Source organism: Shewanella rhizosphaerae, from assembly GCF_019457655.1.
Taxonomy (GTDB): Bacteria; Pseudomonadota; Gammaproteobacteria; order Enterobacterales; family Shewanellaceae; genus Shewanella; species Shewanella loihica.
Genome location: NZ_CP080420.1, coordinates 1,320,450 through 1,343,420, shown reverse-complemented (window position 1 = coordinate 1,343,420; position 22,971 = coordinate 1,320,450). Strand labels below are relative to the sequence as shown.

The following is a 22,971-nucleotide window of genomic DNA, read 5'->3' as shown; positions in this document are numbered from 1 at the left end:
TTTTCGACTGCCCCTATTGTAAAATGGCGCCGCCCTTAGGTGGGTAAAGCAATGTAAAGCTGCGCAAAGCGTCACATTCATTGAAGCGTTAGAGTGCAAGCAGATGTGTCGGCCCGCCGCTACCTATCGCCATAACTCATTCAGGCGCCCAGACTTCACTTTTGTTGAACCCTGCGCATCCCCTCTACCAGAGCCATAACTTGGAACGGCCAAACGAGCCGCCCACTTGAGTTTTTCTGCAATAACATTAAAGTAAAGCCACCATAACAATATCAAAACACCCTACAGAAGGTGGCGCTGTTGCATCAATCCTGTTTCGATAGACCCATTATCATCATCTCGGCGCCGCGATCCGGCAGCACCCTGCTTTTTGAACTCTTAAGCCATAGCGAATCACTCTGGACCATTGGTGGCGAGAGCCACGCAGTAATAGAAAAGCACAGGCAGCTCAATATCACCGCCAAGGGATTTGCCTCCAACGCGCTGGATATCAGCGACTGGGATGCGGATATTGACCAGCAGCTCAAGGCAGACTTCGAGGCCGCACTGAGGGATCATCAGGGTAAGGCCTACCAGAAAGGCTTGGGACCGATCCGCTTTCTGGAGAAAACCCCAAAAAACAGCCTGCGTATCGACTTTCTCGCTAAGCTCTTTCCCGACGCCCGCTTCATCTATCTGGTGCGGGATCCCAAGGAAAATGTTGCCAGCATAATGCAGGCCTGGCGCAGCGCCCGTTTTCGCACCTACCCTGGCCTGCCCGGCTGGGGCGGCGACTGGTCACTCCTGCTGCCACCGGGTTGGCAGGCGCTCAGAGGAAAGCCACTAGAACAGGTCGCCTGCTTCCAGTGGTGTCAGGCCAACGAGCACATCATGGCCTCGCTGGACAAGCTGCCGAAAGAGCGTTGGCACCTAGTCAGCTATCATGATCTGGTTGCCGATCCTAAGGGCACCACCCAGAAGATAGTCGAGTTCTGCCAGCTTCCTTTAGACGCCTCACTGGCCGAGCGCTGCGAAGCCAAGCTGCCTCACTCACGCTACACAGTCTCGGCCCCTAAGGCCGATAAATGGCTGGCCAACTATTCGGCCATCGCCACCATCTGGCCACAAACACAAGCTTGCCTGAATAAAGTAAATCAGCGACTGGCGTCACGAGATATCTTGCCTTTTGCAACAGATCTGCCCTCGCCACCAGAGGACCTACAAACGTCGGCGTCGGTTCCAGCGTCAACTCCCCCGAATAAGGTAGAGACCAAACCTGAGCAAGCTAATGCCCAGTCAACCGAGGGGTCGAGCACTCGCTACCCCAATACCGCTCGTAACGCCCCCTGCCCCTGCGGCTCTGCGCTGAAATACAAGGCCTGCCACGGCAAACTGCAATAGGGATACAAGAGAGATTATGAAGTTAGCAAAAGAGTTCTACCGCCTGCCCCTGAGTTTCGATGTCGAGCGCCTGCAACAGGAGCTGGCCGCCTTCGACGAAGATGATTGGCGCGCCCATCATGAGAGCTTTAAAGGCAACTCGGCCATCGCCCTCATCTCGGTCGGCGGCAGCTTTAACAACGAATTTAAGGGTCCCATGAGCCCCACTCCGGCGCTGCTGCAGAGTCCGTATCTCCAGCAGGTGATCGCCTCCTTCGGCGAGGTGATTGGCCGCTCTCGTCTGATGCGTCTAGCCCCCGGCTGCGAGGTGCCCCTGCACAGCGACATCAACTACCATTGGCACAACCGGGTGCGTATCCATATCCCCATAGTCACAGACGAGGCGGTGCAATTTCACTGCGACGATAAACAGGTACATATGGGCGAGGGAGAATGCTGGATTTTCGACTCCTGGAAATACCACAAGGTGGTGAACAAGAGTGACAAGATGCGGGTGCATCTGGTTATCGACACCATGGGCTCGAGTCGTTTTTGGCAAATGGTCAACGAGGCATCGCTGGCCTATGGCAACTTAGATGACCCAAGCTTTAAGCCTAAACACTTAAATTTCATCCCTGAAAAACCTGCAGAGATCATCACAGAGAAGGTGAACTTCCCCTTGGTAATGCCCCCCAGCGAGGTACGTCTGCTAACCCAGGAGCTGAGTGCTCAGATCCAAAGCGCGACGGGTAATGGCTCAGAGGCTAGTCAGGCCTTTATCAAGTTACTCAATGACTTCGCGCTAGATTGGCAGGCACTCTGGTCACAATTTGGCGATGATAAGGCTGGCTGGGACGCCTTCCATCGACTGCGGCAACAAACTTTGGCGCAGGCGGCGCCGCTAGAGCAGCTGGTGATGGTGGACAGTCAAACATCGGCGATGAAGATACTGGTGCATCTGATCATGGGGCCGGCCATGAGCCCTGAATTGGCTCAGGTAAATATAGCCGCGCCTCAACTTACGTCAACACCCAGCGCCCCCATATCTTCACAAACAAGACCCGCACCATCGTCGCCAGTCGCTAGCACGATGAAGAAACAGCAACCCGAGCCCGGACTGACTCGCAACAGTCCCTGCCCCTGCGGCTCTGGCAAGAAATATAAGCAGTGCCACGGTCAGCTTAACTAACCCCTAGCCGTTAGTAATGGCCGTTCGTAATGGCCGTTCGCGATGGCTGTTAACGTTAGCCAATCGGCTTCAGCCATACCACAAAGGGCGACACAAATGTGTCGCCCCTTTTACTGAGTCTGCGCTTACTTAAAACACTTTATTTAAGGCATCTTATTTAAGACACCTTATTTAACGCACCTTAGCTCATCGCCCCATCAACTCAAGAAGCTCTTGTGGGCCCTATCGGCAATCTCGGTCAGGGTACGATAGGCATTGGGAATGAATGCCGCGTAGGCCTCACTCTGACCTATCGCCTTTACATTCATCGGCCGCCTAACCTGGCTGGCACTAGGGGTCAGCACGCTGCGCTTCGACTCATAGAACTTAAGACAGGCAGGCTCGAGCGCCAGACCAACATAGTCCACCATGGCCGGGATCTGCTGATCCGGCGCCTTCACCAACTGCTCGAAACAGAGATGATAAAGGCTATCGCCATAGGCCTGCTGCCAATGGGCCATCAACTCCAGATATAGCTGCCAGTAGTGGCAGATATCATCCAGATGGTAGGAGTAGTCATGGCCATGGCTAAAGTGCTGCTTATAGACCCCCATGGCGTTGTCTCTGGCATCGCGGATCACATTGATGATCTTGGCCTCAGGAAACAGTGTCTTGATGAGACCAATATGGATGAAATTGTTGGGATTCTTGTCTATCACAAGGCTTGGCACTAGGCTTGGCGACGCTTCACCCTGAGCCTTTAGATACTGGTCCACCTGCTCGATATACTGCTGACGCATCAGGGCTATCTGCTCATCTGACAGCCGGGGCAGCATGGCGCCATAGCCTCCCTTCATCTCCAGACTCAATGCCAGACGCTCCATGAAGGGCAACTCATCTGTCGCGGCAACTTGAGAGTGGCTGGCAAGGATCTGCTCACACAGGGTGGTGCCCGAGCGCGGCATGCCGACGATAAAGATAGGTGTCCAAGGCCCGCTAGTCTCTGCACCACGCGGCTTCACCTCAGCCGACTTGAGACTATCGACCAAGCGGGTAAAGGCCTCTCTCTTAAAGGGGCGTAGTGGACGCATCAGCTGGTTGGCCATTCGCACCGCATCGAAGGCCTGCTCACCCTGCTTGCGCTGCTCATAGACACGATTCAGGGCAAAATGAAATAGCGACTGACTCGCCTGAGAGAACTCCTCGGCAGCAACATTGGCCTTTAGAGCAGTTTCATCTTGTTCGTTGAACCGATAGTTTTTCAGATCCGCCAGGCTCCAGTAGGCGGTCGCCTGCTGACTGGGCGCCAGACGAATGTAATCATGGTAGAAGGCTGCGGCCTTATCTGTGTCCCCCTTGGCCTTATAGACATGCCCAAGGTTCAGGCTTGCTTGCGCCGCCTGCTCATCACCCGCTAACGCAGCAAGTAGCGCCGACTCGGCCGTCGCCATATCGCCGGTGCGGCTGGCGTTTATCCCCAGGCGAAGCTGCAGGCTTAAATCTTGCGGCGTCTCTTTAACCAGCTCCTTGAGTAAGTTGACGGCATCGAAGAAGGCCTCGCGGCGCTCATGTAGGGTCGCCAGATTTAGGCGCAGTTCTTGATCTTGAAATCCAGCGGCTTGGGCCCTTAGGTAGCAGCTCAAGGCATCTTGATGCTCACCACTTCGAAAAGCGAGGTGACCCAATAGCGCCTGCGCCTCACCATTACTGGGTTCTCTGCGAATCACCTTACGGGCATAGATACCGGCAGAGGAGAATTTTCCACTCTGATAAAAGCCTCTGGCTTCTTCTAAATAGCGCGCTTCTCGACTCAAGTCATACTCCTGTTGTTATCGTTATTATTTAAGTGACTGCGACTGTGATCTTGGTTTGCAGGCCTATTCTAAACATCGCCCCCAGACAAAAGCAACGAAGTGTTAACAAAGTCAGTTTATTCCCCCAGACCCTTCCCCTCACCACGTCGCTAAGTTAAGGTCAAGCCATGACTCAACAAGCTAAGCTGTCAAATTGAAACGGATCGCCCTCTTTGTCGATGTACAAAACATCTATTACACCTGCCGCCAGGCCTATGGTCGTCAGTTTAACTACCACGCGCTGTGGCAGAGACTTAATGAGCAGGGGGAGATAGTTACGGCGTTAGCCTATGCCATCGACCGGGGTGATGATGGCCAGATAAAGTTTCAGGATGCGCTGAAACATATCGGCTTCGAGGTCAAGTTGAAGCCCTTTATCCAGCGCAGTGACGGCAGCGCCAAAGGAGACTGGGACGTGGGGATCACCATAGATATCATGGAGCACGCCCCTGAGGTGGATACTGTCATCTTGCTCTCGGGCGATGGCGACTTCGCGTTGCTGCTCGAACATATTGGCTACAAGTATTCCCTAGAAACTGAAGTTTACGGCGTGCCTGAGCTCAGTGCCAAGGCGCTGATGGACGCCGCCACCCAGTTTCATCCCATCGAAGGTGAGCTGCTGCGCTAGTCGAGCAGCTCGGGAGCTAGCCGCTCAAGCTAGCTCCTGGCGTTAACCCATCACGATAGCCCCTCACATTAGCCCCTGACGTTAACCACTCACGTTAGCCCCTCAAGGTCAGTCATTATCGCCAGAGACTTACAGGCAATAGAGGTGCTGACAGTAACGCTTTGCCGAGGCGCCCCAGCTGAAACGCTTCTGACTGGCATTATCACAGATAACGTGCCAGGCCTCCTTGCCGATGAGCGGCAGCGTCTGCGACAAGGTGTCCAACAAGGCCGCTGACTGCTCCACCGGACTGTCGCCATAGAAAACGAAGCCGTCTTCGCCATGACTCACCGTATCTTTGAGGCCCCCGACGCCATGAACCAGGCAGGGCTGACCGGCCCGCATCGCCAGCATCTGACTGATGCCGCAGGGCTCGAAGGAGCTGGGCATGATAAACAGGTTACCGCACTCGTACAGGGTGTCAGACAGAGGCAAGTCAAAGCCGTTGATAAAGAGCAGGTTCTGATAGCGCCCGGCAAGCTTTGCAAGCTCCGCCTCTATCGCCTGATCGCCGCTACCCAGGATAGCCATCAGGCCGTTAGGCGCATGCTCAGCCAAGAGCTTTAGCAGATGTTCTAGTGTGCTGATACCCTGCTGGTCGCGATAGCAGAGGATCGCCATCTTCTGATCCGTCAGGCGCCCCACAGAGGTCAGCAGCAGCCTGGGGGCATCCTGAAACTCCGACTGACGTCTCAGCCGGGCAAGTGTCATCAGCGCCTGCTGATCGACGCTGCGCACCCAAGGTGTCTGGCATAACCAGCCTTGTATCGCCCGCTCGGCGCTATCGATGAGCGGCAACAGCTTATCCGTGTTGCCCCTGAGCAGCGCCTGACGCTTGCTGAGCTGACCCGAACGTTTCAACTTACTCGGATACTCGCAGCCGTTTAAGATGCCATGCAACGCGCCCGCTTGCTGCTTCTGCTGAAGGTCCGCCTCCAGCCCTTCGCCGCCAATAAACCCCTTTTCGGGCGATGAGGGACGCAGCACCTCCTGGGCATAACTGGGGGACACCAGATGCACGCGATCGCTCAGCACAATGGCGGCGCGCAGCGGATTGAAACACTGGGGGTACCTGGGGTCGATCACCTGATTGAGCGCGTCACTGCCAAGCGAGGCAATCAGACTCGGCAGCCAGGCCTGTAGTGAGGAATGCTCCTGAGTTAAGGGCCGCGCCCCCTGAATCGCCAGATTGTGGATAGACAGCAAACAGGGGATCGCCTGCAGCGCTGCATATTCGGGGGCAAAGGCGCGCAGCAGCGCCAGCACGCCGCAGTGCCAGTCATGCAGATGTAGATAATCCGGCCTTGGCATCAAGCCGGACAACACCGCCTTGGCGACCCCGAGGCAGAACAGGGCGAACTTGTTGGCGTCCTCGGCGAAAGGGCGATCGCTCGCCCCCGGGGTGTAGATTTTACCGCCCTGATTAAACAGTGGATGATCCAACAAGAAAAGGTTCACCTCAGGCAGACTGGGATGCGCCGCGCGGTAGAGGGTCAGCCAGTGGGGCTGGCCATAGAAGTCGACCACCAGTTCACCCAGCGGCTCGGCCCCCTGCTGACGATGCAGAAAACCATAGCTTGGCATGATCACATCGCTACACACACCCAGCGGATAGAGGGCGCCCGGCAGGTCACGGATCACATCGGCCATGCCGCCCACCTTGGCGCCCTTGAGCGCGCCATTTTCGGCGGCGACCATCAACACGCGCTTCATGGCGCTCTCCCCTTGCGTCTTACTCATAACCCACCGGTAGCCCCAACATGTCACGGGTCACCAGGGTGATCCCACCTTCCGAGACCCTAAAGCCCCGCGCCCTGTCGTGATCATGGTCGTGGCCAATTACCGTGCCTTCTGGGATGATGCAGCCTCTGTCTAAGATGGCATTCTTTATCTGGCAGTGACGCAGCACCACAACATCGGGCAGCACCACAGCGTTTTCCACCGTGGAGTAGGAGCAGACCTGCACCTCGTTAAACAGCACGCTGCGTCTCACGGTCGAGCCTGAGATGATGCAGCCGCCGGAGACGATGGAGTCCACCGCCATGCCGCGGCGCTCGTCGTCATCGAAGACAAACTTGGCCGGCGGCAGCTGCTCCTGGAAGGTCCAGATGGGCCACTTGGCATCATAGAGATTCAGCGCCGGAGTGGGCGACAGCAGCTCCATGTTAGCCTGCCAGAAGGAGTCTAGGGTGCCCACGTCACGCCAGTAGGCCTCCTCATCGGTGAAGCCACTTCTAAACGGGTGGGCGTAGACCTCGTGCCCCTCGATAATCGACGGGATGATATCCTTGCCAAAGTCGCGATCCGAATTCTCGTTCATGGCATCTTTCTTGAGCTGCTCGAACAAAAACTCGGTGTTAAACACATAGTTACCCATAGATGCCAGACACATCTCGGGATTTTCCGGTAGATGCTTGGGCAGCTCAGGCTTCTCTTCGAAGCCCAAAATCTTGTTGCGCTCATCCACCTCGACCACCCCAAAGGCGCCCGCCGCCTCGGCCACCGGCACCTCGAGGCAGGAGACCGTCATATCGGCGCCCGACTCGGCATGGGCGGCCAGCAGGCCCGCATAGTCCATGCGATAGACGTGATCGCCAGAGAGGATCATCACATACTTGGGCAGCTCGTGGCGTATGATGTCGATATTCTGAAATACCGCATCGGCGGTGCCTTTATACCAGCTCTCGGAATAACGCTGAGAGGCAGGCAGGATCTCTACCGACTCCCCCAGCTCCTTCTTGAAGTGGCCCCAGCCGCGCATCACGTGGCGGATCAGCGAATGCGACTTGTACTGGGTCACCACACCGATGCGGCGAATGCCCGAGTTGATGCAGTTCGACAGCGGGAAGTCGATGATGCGGAACTTGCCACCGAAATAGAGCGATGGCTTGGCGCGCCAGTCGGTCAATTCATGCAGACGTGAACCTCGCCCCCCGGCCAAGATTAATGCATAGGTTTCTCGGGTTAAATTACTGATATAACGTGGGCTAGGATTCATGTTAGGCATAGGTACTCACTCCTTGAGATAAAAAACACACCAGTTGCTTGGGCGCCGCGGCGACCCGACTTAGCTCGATAAACGTCATTAGGCTATCCCCCAGATCTCGTCTCGATATTGACCAATGGTGACATCGCTGGAGAAGCGACCACTGGCGGCGGTATTGCGTATGCTCATCTGTGTCCAATGGTGGGGATCCCGGTAGGCCTTGGCCGCCTGTACCTGGGCGAGTCGGTAAGACTCGAAATCGGCGGCGGTCATCCAAGGATCCCGAGGACAACGTATGCTGTTGATGATGGGGTCGAAGATCCCCGGCTCCAGCAGGTTAAAGTGACCACTTTCCAGCAGGCTCATCACCTCGCTCAGCGCCTGTGACTTGGCGATAAAGTGCTGGGGATCGTAGTGGGGCCTCAACGCCTCCACCTCGTCGGCCCTCAGGCCGAAGAGGAAGAAGTTATCTTCGCCCACCTCTTCGAGCATCTCGATATTGGCGCCATCCAGGGTGCCTATGGTGAGGGCGCCGTTCATCATAAACTTCATGTTGCCGGTGCCCGAGGCCTCCTTGCCGGCGGTAGAGATCTGCTCGGAGAGATCCGTCGCCGGGCAGATCCGTTCCATGGCGCTGACGTTATAGTTGGGGTAGAAGGCGAAACGCAGATAAGGCGTCACCAGGGGATCCGAGTTGACCATGTGGGCCACATTGTTAGCGAGCTTAATCAACAGCTTGGCCATGGCATAGCCAGGGGCCGCCTTGCCGCCGATCAGCACGCACCTAGGGGTGATATCCGTCAGCTTACCCTGCTGGATCTGGTGATAAAGGTGGATCACATGCAGGATATTGAGCAGCTGACGCTTATATTCGTGAATGCGTTTCACCTGCACATCGAACATCATCTTAGGGTCGAAGCGAACGTCGCACTCCTGCTCCACCAGCTCGGCCAGCTGTTGCTTGTTGCCATGCTTGACCTCCTGCCAGGCCTTGAGCAGCCCCTCGTCATCGGTGAAGGCATTGAGCGCGCTGAGACGGCTAAGATCTTTCACCCAGCCTTCGCCCAATCGCTTGCCCAGCAGCTCGGCCAGCGCCGGGTTACTCTGAGCCAGCCAGCGTCTCGGGGTCACGCCGTTGGTCTTGTTGTTGAACTTCTCGGGCCACAAGGCATAGAAGTCCTTAAACAGGCCAGAGGTTAACAGCTGAGTATGCAGCCCGGCGACGCCGTTCACCGAGAAGCTGGCGACGATCGCCAGGTAAGCCATGCGGATATGGGGCTCATCGCCCTCTTCGATGATCGACATGGCTCGCAACTTGTCGCCATCCCCCGGCCAATGGTGAGCCACCATGTCTAGGTAGCGGGCGTTGATCTCATAGATGATATCCAGCAGCCTGGGCAGCATGTGGGCGAACATTCGCACCGGCCAACGCTCCAGCGCCTCGGGCAGCAGGGTGTGGTTGGTGTAGGCCATGGTCTGGCTGGTGATATCCCAGGCCTGATCCCAGGACAGACCATACTTGTCCATCAAGAGGCGCATCAACTCGGGGATCGCCACGCTGGGGTGAGTGTCGTTAAGCTGCATCACATGCTGGCGGGCAAAATCCCTAAAGTCGGGGCCGCGCTGGCTCACCCAGGTATTGAGCAGATCCTGCAGGCTGGCAGAGGAAAGAAAATATTGCTGGCGCAGCCTCAACTCCTTGCCGTTCTCGCTGGCGTCATTGGGATAGAGCACCATGGTGATCTGCTCCGCCAGGTTCTTGCGGGCCACCGCCTCGGTATAATCCCCCTGGTTAAACTCCTCGAGATCGAAATCGTCGGTGGCCTCAGACTTCCACAGTCTGAGGGTGTTTATCCGCTCGTTCCGATAGCCGGGCACAGGGATGTCGTAGGCCACCGCCAGCACATCCTGAGTCTCCACCCAGGTGTATTGGCGCTTACCGTCGCGGTCGATATAGGACTCGGTATGGCCGAAGAAAGGCACAGTTACGTTGTGGCTTGGCACCCTCACCTCCCAGGGATTACCGTCCCTGAGCCAGCGGTCGGGGCGCTCCACCTGATAGCCGTCGCACAGTTTCTGGGCGAACATGCCGTACTCATACCTTATGCCGTAGCCGGTGACATTGAGATCCAGGCTGGCGCAGCTGTCGAGGAAGCAAGCCGCCAGGCGTCCCAGGCCGCCGTTGCCCAGCCCGGCGTCATGCTCCTGGGCCTCCAGGGTCTCCAGCACCACCGCATAGTCTTTCAATACTTGGGTGCTCTCGTCGTTCATATCCAGATTCAGCAGCGCATTGCCAAGGGCCCGCCCCATGAGGAACTCCAGCGACAGATAGGCGACCTTCTTGTTGCCCGTGTCGCGATCCAGCTGGCGGGTGGCGCGCCACTTGGGCAGCATCTGATCTTTCACGCTCATGGCGAAGGCGTAGAATAGCGCCTGCTCGTCACGCTCCTTGGGGGTCAGGCTCTTGTCGATATGACGCTCGAAACAGGCCCCCAGGGTCTCACAGGGATCGCAGATAAGGCTGTCGGCCTTGGCTTCGACCTTTACCACAGGCTTGCTGCTAGTCTTACTCGTTTTAGTGGACTTCACCGGCTTAGCTGTCGAACTCATCTAGACTCTCCTTTTGCCGAGGGCATTTCTCTCGCTGAGGGCTCTCCTGCGGACGAGGTAAATTGGGCGTAATAGATCATCAGGCTACGGTCCTGTAGCACCAGACTGGCGCCTTGCAGCAAGGCCTGATAGCTGGCGGACTCGCCATACTGGGGGCTGTCTTGGGTACTGAGCAGACACTGCCACTGCACTATCCCCTCGAGGCTCGGCAGGGTGAACTGCTGAGTCCTGTTATCGGCATTAAACATCAGCAGCAGCGCCTGACGGCACCCGGCCTGGGCCTCCAACTCGCCGCTGATCACAAGGCTAAGGGTGCGGGTCTGCGCCTCGCCCCAGTGGGCCTTGGTCATGGGCTCGCCCTGCCTACAGAACCAGTCGAGGCCTGGGGAGGTATGGTTGGCGCTCTCGTGGATATAGTCTCTGTGGCACAGCATGGGGAAGCGGCGGCGCAGCTTGATGAGGTTAGTGGTGAAACTCAGCAGTTCGTCGCTGTCGATATCTATGCGCCAATCGAGCCAGCTGGCGGGGTTGTCCTGGCAATAGGCGTTGTTGTTGCCCAGCTGGCTATGACCCACCTCATCGCCGGCCAGCAGCATGGGCACCCCCTGAGACATAAACAGTGTGGTGAGCATGTTGCGGCTCTGGCGGGCACGCAGTGCGGTGAGCGCCAGCTCGTCGCTTTGGCCCTCGTGGCCATAGTTGTCGCTGTAGTTCTCATTGTGGCCGTCGCGATTCTGCTCGCCGTTAGCCTGATTGTGCTTGTGGCGATAGCTCACCAGATCCATCAGGGTAAAGCCGTCATGGCTGGTGATAAAATTGATGCTGGCGGCGGGCTTGCGCCCGGCGTGTTCGAACAGATCGCTGGATCCATGAAAACGGGTGGCGAACTCGGGCAACATGCCGGCATCGCCGCGCCAGAAGCGGCGCACCGTATCGCGATACCTGTCGTTCCACTCGCTCCAGCCGATGGGGAACTGCCCCAGCTGATAGCCACCAGGGCCTATGTCCCAGGGCTCGGCGATGAGACGCACCCGGCTGAGCACAGGATCCTGGCTGATGGCATCGAAGAAGCCGGAACCGACATCGAAGCCGTGGTCCTCCCGCCCCAGGGTGCTGGCCAGATCGAACCTGAAGCCGTCGACTCCCATTACCTCGACCCAGTAGCGCAGCGAGTCCATCACCAACTGCAACACTCTGGGATGGGACAAGTTGAGGGTGTTGCCACAGCCGGTATCATTGATGTAGTAGCGCGGCTCGCTGGGGTGGAGACGGTAGTAGCTGAGGTTGTCTATCCCCTTAAAGCTGTAGGTGGGCCCGAGACGATTGCCCTCGGCGCTATGGTTGTAGACCACATCCAGGATCACCTCTATGCCGGCGCCGTGCAGGGCGCTGACCATGTCGCGAAACTCCTCTATCGCTCCATCGCCCTCAGACTCGCTTATTGACTCGCTTAGGTAGGCCTGATGGGGCGCGAAATAGCCTATGGTGTTATAGCCCCAGTAGTTGGTCAGCCCCTTCTGTTGCAGGAAGGCCTCGGTAACAAACTGCTGCACGGGCAGAAGCTCGACGGCTGTGACCCCGAGGCTTTTCAGGTACTGCAGGCTAGCAGGGTCGCCAAGGCCAGCGAAGCGGCCACGACGCTCACTGGCCACCTCGGGATTTTGCTGGCTAAAGCCCTTCACATGCAGCTCGTAGATCACGCTGCGACGCAGGGACAGCGGGCTGTCACTCTGATCGAAGGGATTCACTAGGGGCGTTATGGGCCTAAGGTTGTCGAGATCCACCACCACACACTTGGGCATCCGCTCGGCGTTATCCAGCTCGCAAAAACTTAAGTCTTCCTGCTCGTGACCAAACTGATAGCCGTAGTGGGATTTATGATCTTCGATGGCGCCACTCAGGCGCCTGGCATAGGGGTCCAGCAGCAGCTTGTTGACATTAAATCTGTGGCCAATCAAGGGCTGATAGGGGCCATCGACCCGGTAGCCGTAGCGGCAACCCGCCCTGAGCCCAGACACATGGCCGTGCCAGATCTGCTGGGACTGACGCTCGAGGCGTAGCCTGGCCACCTCCCTATCCTCCTCGTCAAACAGACAGAGGTAGACGGCAGTGGCGTGGGCGGAAAACAGCGCGAAGTTCACCCCCTCGCTATCTAAGGTTGCCCCCAAGGGATAAGGCTTGCCGTGGGTCAGTCGCATGACACACTCTCATCCAGTTCCAGCACCAGACAGGCCAGCGGCGGCACGCTGATGCAGGCACTCTGAGCCTGGCCCTGATAGGCCTCTGGCTCGGTGTGGATAACCCCCTGATTGCCCACGTCGCTGCCGCCATAGTAGTGGCTGTCGCTGTTGAGGCGCTCATGGTAGCGGCCGGGCTGCGGCAGGCCGATGCGAAACTCGCGGTAGACCTCTGGGGTCATATTAACAATAAAGATCAGCTGCTTGTCGCCGCTCTGGCGGATAAAACTCAGCACGCCGGCGCTGGCATTATCGCAGTCGAGCCAACTAAAGCCCTCGCCGTGGTGATCGTCGCCATAGAGGGCAACGCTCTGACGATAGAGGCTGTTGAGATCTTTCACCCAGCGCTGCATCCCCTGGTGGGGCTCGAACGCCAGCAGGTGCCAGTCGAGGCTATGCTGATGATCCCACTCGTCGCGCTGGGCAAAATCTGCGCCCATGAAGAGCAGCTTCTTACCCGGATGCCCCCACATGAACCCCAGATAGGCCCGCAGGGTGGCAAACTTCTGCCAGTCGTCGCCGGGGATCTTATGCAGCAAGGAGCCCTTGCCATGCACCACCTCATCATGGCTCAACGACAGGATGAACTGCTCGGTGAAGCAGTACATCAGGCTGAAGGTCAACTCGTTATGATGATGGCTGCGATGGATGGGGTCCCGGCCGATATAGCTCAGGCTGTCGTTCATCCAACCCATGTTCCACTTAAAGCCGAAGCCCAGGCCGCCGTCATCGACCCGCTTGGTGACGCCGGGCCAGGCGGTGGACTCTTCGGCGATCATCATGATGCCGGGAAAGCCTTGGTAGAGGCGCGTGTTGAGATCCTGCAAGAAGGCGATGGCATCCAGATTCTCGCGCCCGCCATGGGCGTTAGGCAGCCACTGATGGGGCTCTCTGCTGTAGTCGAGATAGAGCATGGAAGAGACGGCGTCCAGGCGCAGGCCATCTAAATGAAACTCCTGCAGCCAGTAGTGGGCGTTGCTGAGCAGATAGCTCTGCACCTCGCCGCGGCCATAGTTGTAGATAAGGGTGTCCCAATCTGGATGCTCTCCCTGACGGGGATCCTCATGTTCATAGAGGCAGGAGCCGTCGAAGCGGGTCAGCCCATGGGGATCCTTGGGGAAATGCGCCGCGACCCAGTCGAGGATCACCCCTATGCCCGCCTGATGACAGGCATCGACGAAGGCCTTAAGCTCATGGGGCTGGCCGAATCTGTGGGTCGGTGCAAACAGACCCACAGGTTGATAACCCCAGGAGCCGTCGAAAGGATATTCGCACAGAGGCATCAGTTGCAGATGGGTGTAGCCCATCTCGACCACATAGGGGATCAGCTGATCGATGAGCTGACTATAGCTGAGGTACTGCTCGCCGTTTTCCCCCTGGCGACGCCAAGATCCAAGATGCACCTCATAGATGGAGATGGGCTGATCGTGCCAGCTCTGCTTGGCCCGTTTCGCCAGCCAGCGCTTATCCTGCCAGGCATAATCAAGTTGAGGCGGTACGATTGAGGCGTTACCCGGGGCGCCCTGCATGGCGCGGCCGAAGGGATCGGCCTTGAGCACTCGTTCTCCCTCCTGGGTGACAATCTCATATTTATAGTGGGTCAGCGCCTTCATCGAGGGAATGAAGATCTCCCACACGCCATTGGCCGGATGGTGGCGCATCACCTGTCGTCTGCCGTCCCAGTCGATAGCATCGTGCACCAAGGAGACCCGCTTGGCATTGGGCGCCCAGACACAAAACTGCACGCCGCTCACCCCATCGACCTCACGCCAGTTGGCCCCCATGAAACGATAGGCCTGCTCTTGACGCCCCTCGCTAAAGAGGTACAGCCCCTCATCACTCAGCAGGCTGGCATATTGGTAAGGATCGCTGCGCTCCTCGACGCTAAAGGGATAATGCACCCGCAGGCGATACTCGAAGGGGTTGATGCGCCGCCCGGCGAGTCCGGCGAAGATCCCCTCATCGTGGCACTTGTCCAACTCGGCCACCTTGCGGCCATCTTGCTTGGCGATCAGCTCGACACGCTCGGCCCCCGGCAGAAAACAGCGCACCACCAGGCGTTTAACCATGCTTACCGCCTTAGCCTCCTTGATGCCCTTACTAGACTTAGTGACCGGAGCCATCTCGATGGCATGCATACCGAGCAAGGCGAAGATATCCACGTAGTCGGCAGCCAGCAGGGCTTCAATTTCACTTGGCGCTATCAGTGGTGTCTGCGCAATCACTGATGTCTGCGCTGGTGTCTGCACTGGTATCTGCTTAGTCATCTGGTTATCCCTTTGCTTGTCTGTTTCATAGGAGTGTCATAGCTGTGTCATCGGCTGAAAACAGGCTGACGAAGACGCTCGTCTGCCCGGCAAAATTGATCGCTGGCCTCGGCCGAGCTGCGCCCCTCGACGATGCGACGTAGCAGGCGCTTGATCGAGGGCGACTGTCTCAGGCTGGTCAGGCTATAGGGCAGTCGTCGCTGCCAGTTGGCATATTCCTGCCAGGTGCCGGGGATGTTGACCCCGTGTCGCTCGCAGCAGAGATCCGCCAGCTGCACGCTAAATAGGCGCGAGTGGGAACGTGCCGCCACCGTCACCCAGGCGCTGAGCAGGAGCAGATAATCTTCCTCCAGCGAGGCGGTTTCGTCGTTGGCTTCGAGCCAGGCCAGCAACTGCTGGCGCTCGCCGTCACGTCGCTCCAGGGCTTGCTCTAGCGCCTGGTCACTTTCGAGAAGTTCCAGTTGACGCTTAAGATGCAGGTCACTCTGGGACCACCAGGCCAGTAGCGTAGGCACGTCATGGTTGGCCAGCATCATCAGGCTGTCGGCCCTGTGATCTTGTGGCGACTTGAAGGCCTCGCCCTGCTTGCAGAAATAGAAGAGTTCGTTGGCATAGATGCCGCCATCGCAGAGCTTGGCGCGCACCTCGTCCGGCACTATGCCGAGATCTTCGCCTATTACCACACAGTTGCTGCGCATGCTCTCAAGGCGCACGATCGCCAGCAGAGTATCTATGGGGTAGTACACATAGGCCCCGGGAGCCTCCTGGGGTTCACTCGGCCACCACCAGAGACGCAGCAGCGCCATCACATGATCTAGCCTGAGGGCGCCGTAGTAGCGCATGTTGCTGCGGATCAGGGCAATAAAATGGCTAAAGCCCGACTGGGCCATGGCGATAGGATCCGGCGGCGTCAGGCCCCAGTTCTGCCCCTTGGGGGCAAAATCATCCGGCGGCGCACCTATGCTGGCCTGCTGGCAATAGGCGTCTCGATTGTGGTGGACTTCGGCGCCATCGCCACGCACGCCAACCGCCATATCACCGATAAGGCCAATGCTCATGCCCGCCGCGAGCGCCTGATGCTGACAGGCGATCAGCTGCTCGTGGGCAACAAACTGCAAGTAACTATGCAACTGGGGATCTGCGGCCATTTGCTCTCCCTGAGCTTGGGCCTTGTCTGCCTCCAGCTGGCAGAAACTGCTCAGCGCCTCCCCTTCCTGGGCCACAAACTGCATGAAGGCCTGCTCGCGCGGCCCACCGCTACCCAGCACATCATGGCTAAACACCTGATAGAGGGCGACAAAGAGGCGATACTTGAGCTGGGTGAGCTTGGGATAATCGAGCCAGTTGTCGCGGTTGAGACGCTCGCGATCCAGGGCGAGGGTTTGCAGCAGCGGCGCTATCTCATTGGCCTCGGGCACAGACTCGATATGAATATAGAGGGGGTTGAGCCTGCGTCTGTCGCTCGGGCTGTAGGGACTGATATAAGCCTCTTCCAGATTGAAGGAGTCCCCCAGGGCATGGAGCGGATTGAGCTGAATAAAGTCGCAGCCATAACCCCCGAGCCAGGCGATCAAAGCCCCCAGATCGCCAAAGTCCCCTATGCCCCACTGACTGTCGCTGCGCAGGCTATAGAGGGCAATACTCACCCCCCAAGGTTTATCCGTCTCCCGTAGCTGTTTAGCCTTGGGCGGCGCCAGTAACCAGGTGCCGTGATGGCCCTCGGTTTGCCAATCTAAAACGCCGGCATCAACGGCGGCTTTACTGAAAATCACCGACAGCTTGTGATAGCCCATGGGGAGGGATTGGCCCTGAATCAGGTAAGGCGCGATGGATACCTTATAGCGGTAATAGAGGTGGGGCTCACAATAATAGTCGCCCACCCGCTCCAGCGCCGCAAAAGGTATACTCATCTCGAGCTGAGTGCCGCCTTCGGTGAGGATGCGCACGCTAAGGTCGGGCTGCATCTCGGCTGGCAGCGATAAGATAAAACTTGGCTCAGTCAGACAGGCAAATTGAAAGGTTGCCAACGGGCGTTGCCAGGGCGCGACATCGAGGTCGAAATTACGCTTTTCAATCGCCTCACCATTGGCGGCGACGAAACCATCTGGGCTGAGATCATCCAGATGAAACTTGGGCTGAGTGCAGTTAGCCAGCAGACAAGCGAGGAGCCCTAAGCGCTCGGCCTGGCTATGGTGCACCAGGCGTCCCGAGTAATCGCTATAGCTGGCGCCGACGCCCTGCAAATAGAGTAACTTTTCTAAGCCCATCGCCCATTTCCCTGCTAGTCAGTCAAACTGCCCTATTTCCTTGAGCAGTAAACATGCCAAGCACAGGTAACAGCTTGACGACAGATTTATGTCAATCAGATGAACCATTTTTAAGCTTAAAAATCAATAGCTTGCAAAGCAATCTTTTCGAGTAAGACAGACGAGCTGACTGGACGCTCAGGCGTTTGACGAAAATCACCCTGCACAAATATTGTGCAGACGACCTAATTCGATGCACAGAAAATAAACAGCTGATTGTCGGGTGATTTGGCCTCAACGAGTCAATTTCAACTTATGAAAGTTGCCGTGATAGATTTTCGAAATTGAAAATCAGTCAAATTTCGTATTTGTCATAAATTTACAAATTTAGTCGTATTGATCTAAGTTTTTGCCATGCTTTCGACTGGATAGCCGCTAATTATGAGGAAGATCACACCTTTGCGATAACCGCGTTGGTACTTTAGTTACCAGAAAAGATAACAACTTTTAACTTTAAGCATAAAAAAGGTGATTTTATGGCTGCTAAATTTTTTATCCCATCAGTCAACGTATTGGGACAAAATGCTGTTGACGACGCAATTGGTGATATTAAAACCTTAGGCTTTCAGCGCGCGCTGATCGTCACCGACAAGCCACTGGTAGAGATCGGCCTGGTTGGTCAGATCGTCGAGAAGTTTGGCGCGGCGGGCATCACATCGACTATCTTCGATGGCGTGCAACCTAACCCAACAGTAGGCAATGTCGAGGCGGGTCTGGCGCTGCTCAAGGCGAATGACTGTGACTTCGTGGTATCACTGGGCGGCGGCTCACCACACGACTGCGCCAAGGGTATCGCCCTAGTTGCCACCAACGGCGGCAACATCAAGGACTATGAAGGCCTGGATATGTCGGCTAAGCCACAACTGCCGCTGGTCGCCATCAACACCACAGCCGGTACTGCCAGTGAGATGACACGTTTCTGCATCATCACAGACGAAACCCGTCACATCAAGATGGCGATCGTCGACAAGCACACCACACCTATCCTGTCGGTGAACGATCCTGAGCTTATGCTGCTCAAGCCTGCCGGCCTGACCGCCGCGACCGGTATGGACGCCCTAACACACGCCATCGAGGCCTATGTCTCTATCGCAGCCAACCCTATCACAGATGCCTGCGCCATCAAGGCGATCGAGCTTATCAAGGGTAACCTGGTGGAAGCGGTTGAGAATGGTCAGAGCCTGGAGGCCCGCGATCAGATGGCTTACGCTCAGTTCCTGGCGGGTATGGCCTTTAACAACGCCAGCCTGGGTTATGTACACGCCATGGCGCACCAGTTAGGCGGTTTCTATGACCTGCCACACGGTGTCTGTAACGCTCTGCTACTGCCACACGTTCAGGCCTACAACGCACAGGTTGCCGCGCCGCGTCTTAAAGATGTTGCCAAGGCGATGGGGGTCGATGTCAGCGCCATGACTGACGAGCAAGGCGCAACGGCCGCAATCGATGCGATCAAGGCGCTGTCTGTCGCGGTGAAGATCCCAGAGAACCTCACCAAACTGGGCGTGAAGGCGGAAGATATTCCAACCCTTGCCGACAACGCACTGAAAGATGCCTGCGGCCTGACTAACCCTAAACAGGCGACCCACGAAGAGATCTGCCAGATCTTCACCAACGCGCTATAGGCTAACCTAGCAAGTTTCGAATTTCTCCCTGCAAGTAGAAATTCCAAGGCCCACCTCAGGTGGGCCTTTTTATTGCCAACCTTAAACCACCTCCAGTGGAGGTGATAATCGTAATTTGTCACGACTCGGCTCGAGCAGCTCCTTAAGCCCACACAGCTTTTTTTTCTGCCAGCTCTCGATTCATACGCTTTTTATTCGTCGCTTGTTACTAGTTGGCTTACTATTAGTTCGCTTGTTATTGGCTAGCGATTAGCCATTCGACATGCGAGCCAGTCGAGACTTACACTCAGTCGAGCAAGGCCACTTTTATCAAGCCTCCCGAATCAAAGCCTCGGCAAACGGCCGTGATACAAACAAAATCACTCATCTAACGGAGAAACACACAGCTTTTCGAAGTTTTTATCATAAAAATCCAGCACTAATAGCTAAATACTCTTTTCATGTCACACTTTTGGACTAGTCCCTTCGGATACATGTGTTATAAAATGGTGTCAGCTCGCTTTTTCCCTGCAAAGATTCAGCTAGCTAAAAGGCTCGTCGGCAACTATTGCCGGCGAGCCTTTTTCTTTTCAGCGGATAGAATGGTTTAAGTCAAAGAAAGTTAGGCTTATTTTTCTAATGTTGCGAACTTGTGATACTCTGCCAGCATCTATGGAAGGAGTATCACCACGTGAAACTTATTAAATTACTCATTGTTTGCTACCTATCCCTCATCTCTCTATACGGCGAAGCAAAAACAATAAGATCTGGGGACTATCAGATAGCCATTGCCCCGACCAGCCAATGGATCATCCCTCAGCCTCTCGCTTCGATTGGCCTCAATAAAGACAAGAGTCCAATTCATTATCGTATGGTTGGGCGACAAGAACGTTTTACGGCAAACAGTAACGAGTATTATCAAGACTTTGCCGCGACAGCCCTCAATCAGGAAGGGGTAAAGGAGCTATCGAAAATTGAGCTGACCTTTAATCCCGAATTCGAGAAGTTGACACTACATACACTCGAAGTGGAGCGAAAATCCTCCTGGCAGGATAGACTCGATAGCGCCAAAATAGACGTTATTCATCAAGAACAAGAGCTTAGCAGCGACCTTTTCAATGGCCTAGCAACGGCGGTTATCGTTTTAAAGGATGTGCGCGTCGGTGATACGGTACGTTATCAATACACTATCGAAGGAAGAAACCCCGTCTATGGCGAGGAATTTGGCAGCACCTACCCAATGGGATGGGAAATTGCGGTTGATAAACTTCACCTAAGGATAGTGAACGCCAGCGATAAACCCTTCTATATTCAAGAAAACAAGATTGGCAAGCCGACCACGAGTGATTCGGTTCATGGCCAAATCTACGAATGGAACCTCTCGAATGTCGGCAAATATAAATATGAAGAGGGTATTCCGGCCAGTTACCTCTGGGCGCCAGTGATCTTTGTCAGCAGCACAGGCTCCTGGGCAGAAGTTAATCGTTGGGCGTTAGCCCATTATCACTTTGCCGAGCAGCGATCCAAGCTACTACAAGATTATATCGATGAGGTCACCAAGGAGTATTCAACCAAGACCGAACAGATAGCCGAATTCATCCGCTTCGTTCAACAAGATGTTCGTTATTTTGGGATTGAAATCGGTCAGAATAGTCATATACCCCACAGCCCTAATACCGTCTTCGAACGTCGTTATGGAGACTGTAAAGACAAAGCCAGTCTGCTCATTGCCCTGTTCGATGCCATAGATGTGAAGAGCTCTCCCGCACTGGTCAATAGTGAGCGCGGTGAAGCGCTGAATGAGCGACAGGCATCACCAATGCTTTTCAATCACGTGATCAATTATTTTAGCTACGATGGAACACCATATTTCATCGACGCCACCAATAACCATCAGGCGGTTGGGTTGAATGCCATCACCCAACCCGACTTCGGTTTCGCCCTGGTGCTGGATGAAAAGACCCAATCCCTCACAGCTATGCCTAAGGCAGACATCAAGGTCGATAGGGTCGAAATAGAACAGCATTACGTCTCTTCAAATTATGAGTCGCCGGTGGATCTATACATCACCACCAAGTATTTGGGCCACGAAGCAGACTACATGCGTTACCAACTGGCTAGCGTGTCCCACAGTGAGATCGAGCAGCATTACCTGAACTATTACGCGAAATTCTATCGCGACATACAGCTCGCCACACCGACACAAGTTACTGATATCAAGAATGAGAGTAACGAACTCATCCTGTCTGAGCACTACCGTATCGGTGATTTTTGGCAGCCTCAAAATCAGACCCTCAATTTCGGCCTATTTGCCAGTTACGTTAAAAACTACGTCGAACTACCTAAAGTGATACATCGTAGCCAGCCATTGGCCCTACCTAGCATGGTGACGGTCGAACAGACACTCAAGGTCTCCATGCCTGAGAACATCGACTATCAGATAAGTGAACATGACAAGCAGATAAGCAGCAAAGGCATAGACTATCGTTCCACCGAAGCCTACATCAACGGACAATTTGTTCGCCGCCATAAGCTGGTTATCGATGAGAAAACCCTGAGCACTAAAGAGAGTAAAGATTTTATCGATGCGTTAAGAGAGATAGACGACGATCTCTATTACAGTGGCGGCGTCACGGGAGACTTTAGTCAGCCAATCAATCCAGGGATTGAATATCTTCAACAACAACTTGGCTCGGAGGGCGCACAATGATACATGCTAAGGTAATTGCTTTCTCGCTCTTCGCCTCCCTATTCTTACTCTGCGGATGTCAGTCGACGCCCAAGAGCCAAGGGAGTATCACGCCCAATAAGCAGGCAAAATCAGAACAATCTTCTCTGGCGTTTGTTCTTCAGCAGGGACAATTGATCGCCGAAGACATCACTAATAGCAATCCAGCACTGGCCGAAAAATGGTGGGATAAGAAGACCTTATTAGACTATGCACACCAGGCGTATCCAGACCTAAGCAACAAAGAAGAGGAACTATTCTATCGCTTTTTCACGACCAAGTTTATAAAGACCCTTAAATCGACTAAATACTGGCGTTTCGAAGGTGTCATTGCCGACAACTTAGTCTTTAGCACTTATCTTGACGAGCTCCCGACCGCGTTCCTAATGCAGTATCGTTACAATAAAAGCAATGACAAACATGAGCTTAAAATTGTTAACTGGCAACTAATCAATCACATAAGCTCGGGACTGGACGCTTATTTTGCATATACAAGAAATGTCGAGGCGCTACTCAAATCTGACTATGTGAAGGTGCTCAAGGCGGCGCAGACTGGTGGAAAAATGAGTGAGCAGGAGGTTATGGCGATTTTTGACAAGCTGCCGACCAAAATTAAACAACAGCCAACACTACTCAATGACTTTGTCTATGCGGCCATAGCATTAGTGGACAATCCATCCTCATCCACAATCGATAAACTGTACCAAGATGCACCGCCATTGGCCCCAAGAACAGGCGCCTTCTGGGGATACTATTATCTGCACAAGGATGAGTACCAAGGGTACCAACAGACTCGCCAACAAGAGTTGATCTATTTAAATAATCTACAAACCAGTTTCTCTCTAGAAGGGATACTTTACGCCTTAACTCAGAATGATTTGAGCTTCGCACGTCAAGAGTTTGTAAAATATATTCAAAGTAATCCTAGTGATGCCCTAGCCTATGCTATCTACCTAAACCGACTCATTGAGCTAGAACATCATCAGGAAGCCAGCCATATCTTTAGGGCCTTTCAGCTACAGTTCAAGGTTAAATTAACCCAGGAAGACTTTAGCGAAACGGATCCACAGAAGGTTGCTGCCTTCTTCGATAGCCAAAGCTACAAACAGATCTCTCGTCTCTAATCGACAGCACTCCCCAAACTCATTTGGGGAGTGCCCTCCGTTCAAGCTTCATATTGCAGTAA

The 22,971-nt window shown here is 55.1% G+C and carries 13 protein-coding genes; 6 read left to right on the top strand and 7 right to left on the bottom strand.

The features are described from left to right. Nucleotides 1-300: 300 nt before the first annotated feature. Together K0I63_RS05970 and K0I63_RS05965 are read left to right on the top strand one after the other, a co-directional pair. Entirely contained in the window at nt 301-1,380 is a 1,080-nt protein-coding gene (locus K0I63_RS05970) for a sulfotransferase family protein (protein WP_220082856.1), read from the top strand. 16 nt (nt 1,381-1,396) lie between these two features. Beyond that, nucleotides 1,397-2,548, top strand: coding sequence for an aspartyl/asparaginyl beta-hydroxylase domain-containing protein (locus K0I63_RS05965; RefSeq protein ID WP_220082855.1), 1,152 nt, complete (start codon nt 1,397-1,399; stop codon nt 2,546-2,548). 197 nt (nt 2,549-2,745) lie between these two features. On the opposite strand, the gene K0I63_RS05960 is transcribed toward K0I63_RS05965, so the two are convergent. Next, complete coding sequence (locus K0I63_RS05960; protein WP_220082854.1) at nt 2,746-4,341, bottom strand: tetratricopeptide repeat-containing sulfotransferase family protein; 1,596 nt, start codon at nt 4,339-4,341, stop codon at nt 2,746-2,748. Between the two features lie 193 nt (nt 4,342-4,534). Here K0I63_RS05960 and K0I63_RS05955 point away from each other — a divergent pair, with 193 nt between their 5' ends. Beyond that, nucleotides 4,535-5,008 carry a LabA-like NYN domain-containing protein gene (locus tag K0I63_RS05955; protein WP_220082853.1) on the top strand — a complete coding sequence of 158 codons (474 nt, stop codon included), beginning with the start codon at nt 4,535-4,537 and terminating at the stop codon, nt 5,006-5,008. Nucleotides 5,009-5,137: 129 nt separating this feature from the next. On the opposite strand, the gene K0I63_RS05950 is transcribed toward K0I63_RS05955, so the two are convergent. The 6 genes from K0I63_RS05950 to malQ all read right to left on the bottom strand — a co-directional run bounded on the left by K0I63_RS05950 (nt 5,138) and on the right by malQ (nt 17,414). After that, nucleotides 5,138-6,787 carry a glycogen synthase gene (locus K0I63_RS05950; RefSeq protein WP_220082852.1) on the bottom strand — a complete coding sequence of 550 codons (1,650 nt, stop codon included), beginning with the start codon at nt 6,785-6,787 and terminating at the stop codon, nt 5,138-5,140. After that, complete coding sequence (glgC, locus tag K0I63_RS05945) at nt 6,780-8,054, bottom strand: glucose-1-phosphate adenylyltransferase (protein ID WP_011864973.1); 1,275 nt, start codon at nt 8,052-8,054, stop codon at nt 6,780-6,782. The genes K0I63_RS05950 and glgC overlap by 8 nt, the downstream gene beginning before the upstream one ends. Nucleotides 8,055-8,132: 78 nt before the next feature. Continuing rightward, the gene (locus K0I63_RS05940; protein WP_220082851.1) at nt 8,133-10,643 is read right to left on the bottom strand and encodes a glycogen/starch/alpha-glucan phosphorylase; all 2,511 of its coding nucleotides are present in this window, start codon (nt 10,641-10,643) and stop codon (nt 8,133-8,135) included. After that, complete coding sequence (glgX, locus tag K0I63_RS05935; protein ID WP_220082850.1) at nt 10,640-12,841, bottom strand: glycogen debranching protein GlgX; 2,202 nt, start codon at nt 12,839-12,841, stop codon at nt 10,640-10,642. The genes K0I63_RS05940 and glgX overlap by 4 nt, the downstream gene beginning before the upstream one ends. After that, entirely contained in the window at nt 12,832-15,147 is a 2,316-nt protein-coding gene (gene glgB, locus K0I63_RS05930) for a 1,4-alpha-glucan branching protein GlgB (RefSeq protein WP_434086787.1), read from the bottom strand. The genes glgX and glgB overlap by 10 nt, the downstream gene beginning before the upstream one ends. A gap of 47 nt (nt 15,148-15,194) precedes the next feature. Then, nucleotides 15,195-17,414 (bottom strand): 4-alpha-glucanotransferase, encoded by a 2,220-nt coding sequence (gene malQ / locus K0I63_RS05925; RefSeq protein ID WP_220082849.1) that lies wholly within the window; start codon nt 17,412-17,414, stop codon nt 15,195-15,197. Nucleotides 17,415-17,929: 515 nt separating this feature from the next. Between malQ and yiaY the strand changes: the two genes are divergently transcribed. The 3 genes from yiaY to K0I63_RS05910 all read left to right on the top strand — a co-directional run bounded on the left by yiaY (nt 17,930) and on the right by K0I63_RS05910 (nt 22,909). Next, nucleotides 17,930-19,078, top strand: a complete 1,149-nt coding sequence (yiaY, locus tag K0I63_RS05920) for an L-threonine dehydrogenase (protein ID WP_220082848.1) — start codon at nt 17,930-17,932, stop codon at nt 19,076-19,078. Between the two features lie 670 nt (nt 19,079-19,748). Next, entirely contained in the window at nt 19,749-21,767 is a 2,019-nt protein-coding gene (locus K0I63_RS05915; protein ID WP_220082847.1) for a DUF3857 domain-containing transglutaminase family protein, read from the top strand. After that, on the top strand, nt 21,764-22,909 hold the full coding sequence (locus K0I63_RS05910; RefSeq protein ID WP_220082846.1) for a hypothetical protein: 1,146 nt from the start codon (nt 21,764-21,766) through the stop codon (nt 22,907-22,909). The genes K0I63_RS05915 and K0I63_RS05910 overlap by 4 nt, the downstream gene beginning before the upstream one ends. The last annotated feature ends 62 nt before the right edge of the window (nt 22,910-22,971 follow it).

Bases quoted from the DNA above. Each gene is read 5' to 3' on its own strand.
- glgX (WP_220082850.1), bottom strand. From the start codon at position 12,841: ATGCGACTGACCCACGGCAAGCCTTATCCCTTGGGGGCAACCTTAGAT.
- glgC (WP_011864973.1), bottom strand. From the start codon at position 8,054: ATGCCTAACATGAATCCTAGCCCACGTTATATCAGTAATTTAACCCGA.
- K0I63_RS05965 (WP_220082855.1), top strand. From the start codon at position 1,397: ATGAAGTTAGCAAAAGAGTTCTACCGCCTGCCCCTGAGTTTCGATGTC.
- glgB (WP_434086787.1), bottom strand. From the start codon at position 15,147: ATGACTAAGCAGATACCAGTGCAGACACCAGCGCAGACATCAGTGATT.
- K0I63_RS05910 (WP_220082846.1), top strand. From the start codon at position 21,764: ATGATACATGCTAAGGTAATTGCTTTCTCGCTCTTCGCCTCCCTATTC.
- K0I63_RS05950 (WP_220082852.1), bottom strand. From the start codon at position 6,787: ATGAGTAAGACGCAAGGGGAGAGCGCCATGAAGCGCGTGTTGATGGTC.
- yiaY (WP_220082848.1), top strand. From the start codon at position 17,930: ATGGCTGCTAAATTTTTTATCCCATCAGTCAACGTATTGGGACAAAAT.
- K0I63_RS05940 (WP_220082851.1), bottom strand. From the start codon at position 10,643: ATGAGTTCGACAGCTAAGCCGGTGAAGTCCACTAAAACGAGTAAGACT.
- malQ (WP_220082849.1), bottom strand. From the start codon at position 17,414: ATGGGCTTAGAAAAGTTACTCTATTTGCAGGGCGTCGGCGCCAGCTAT.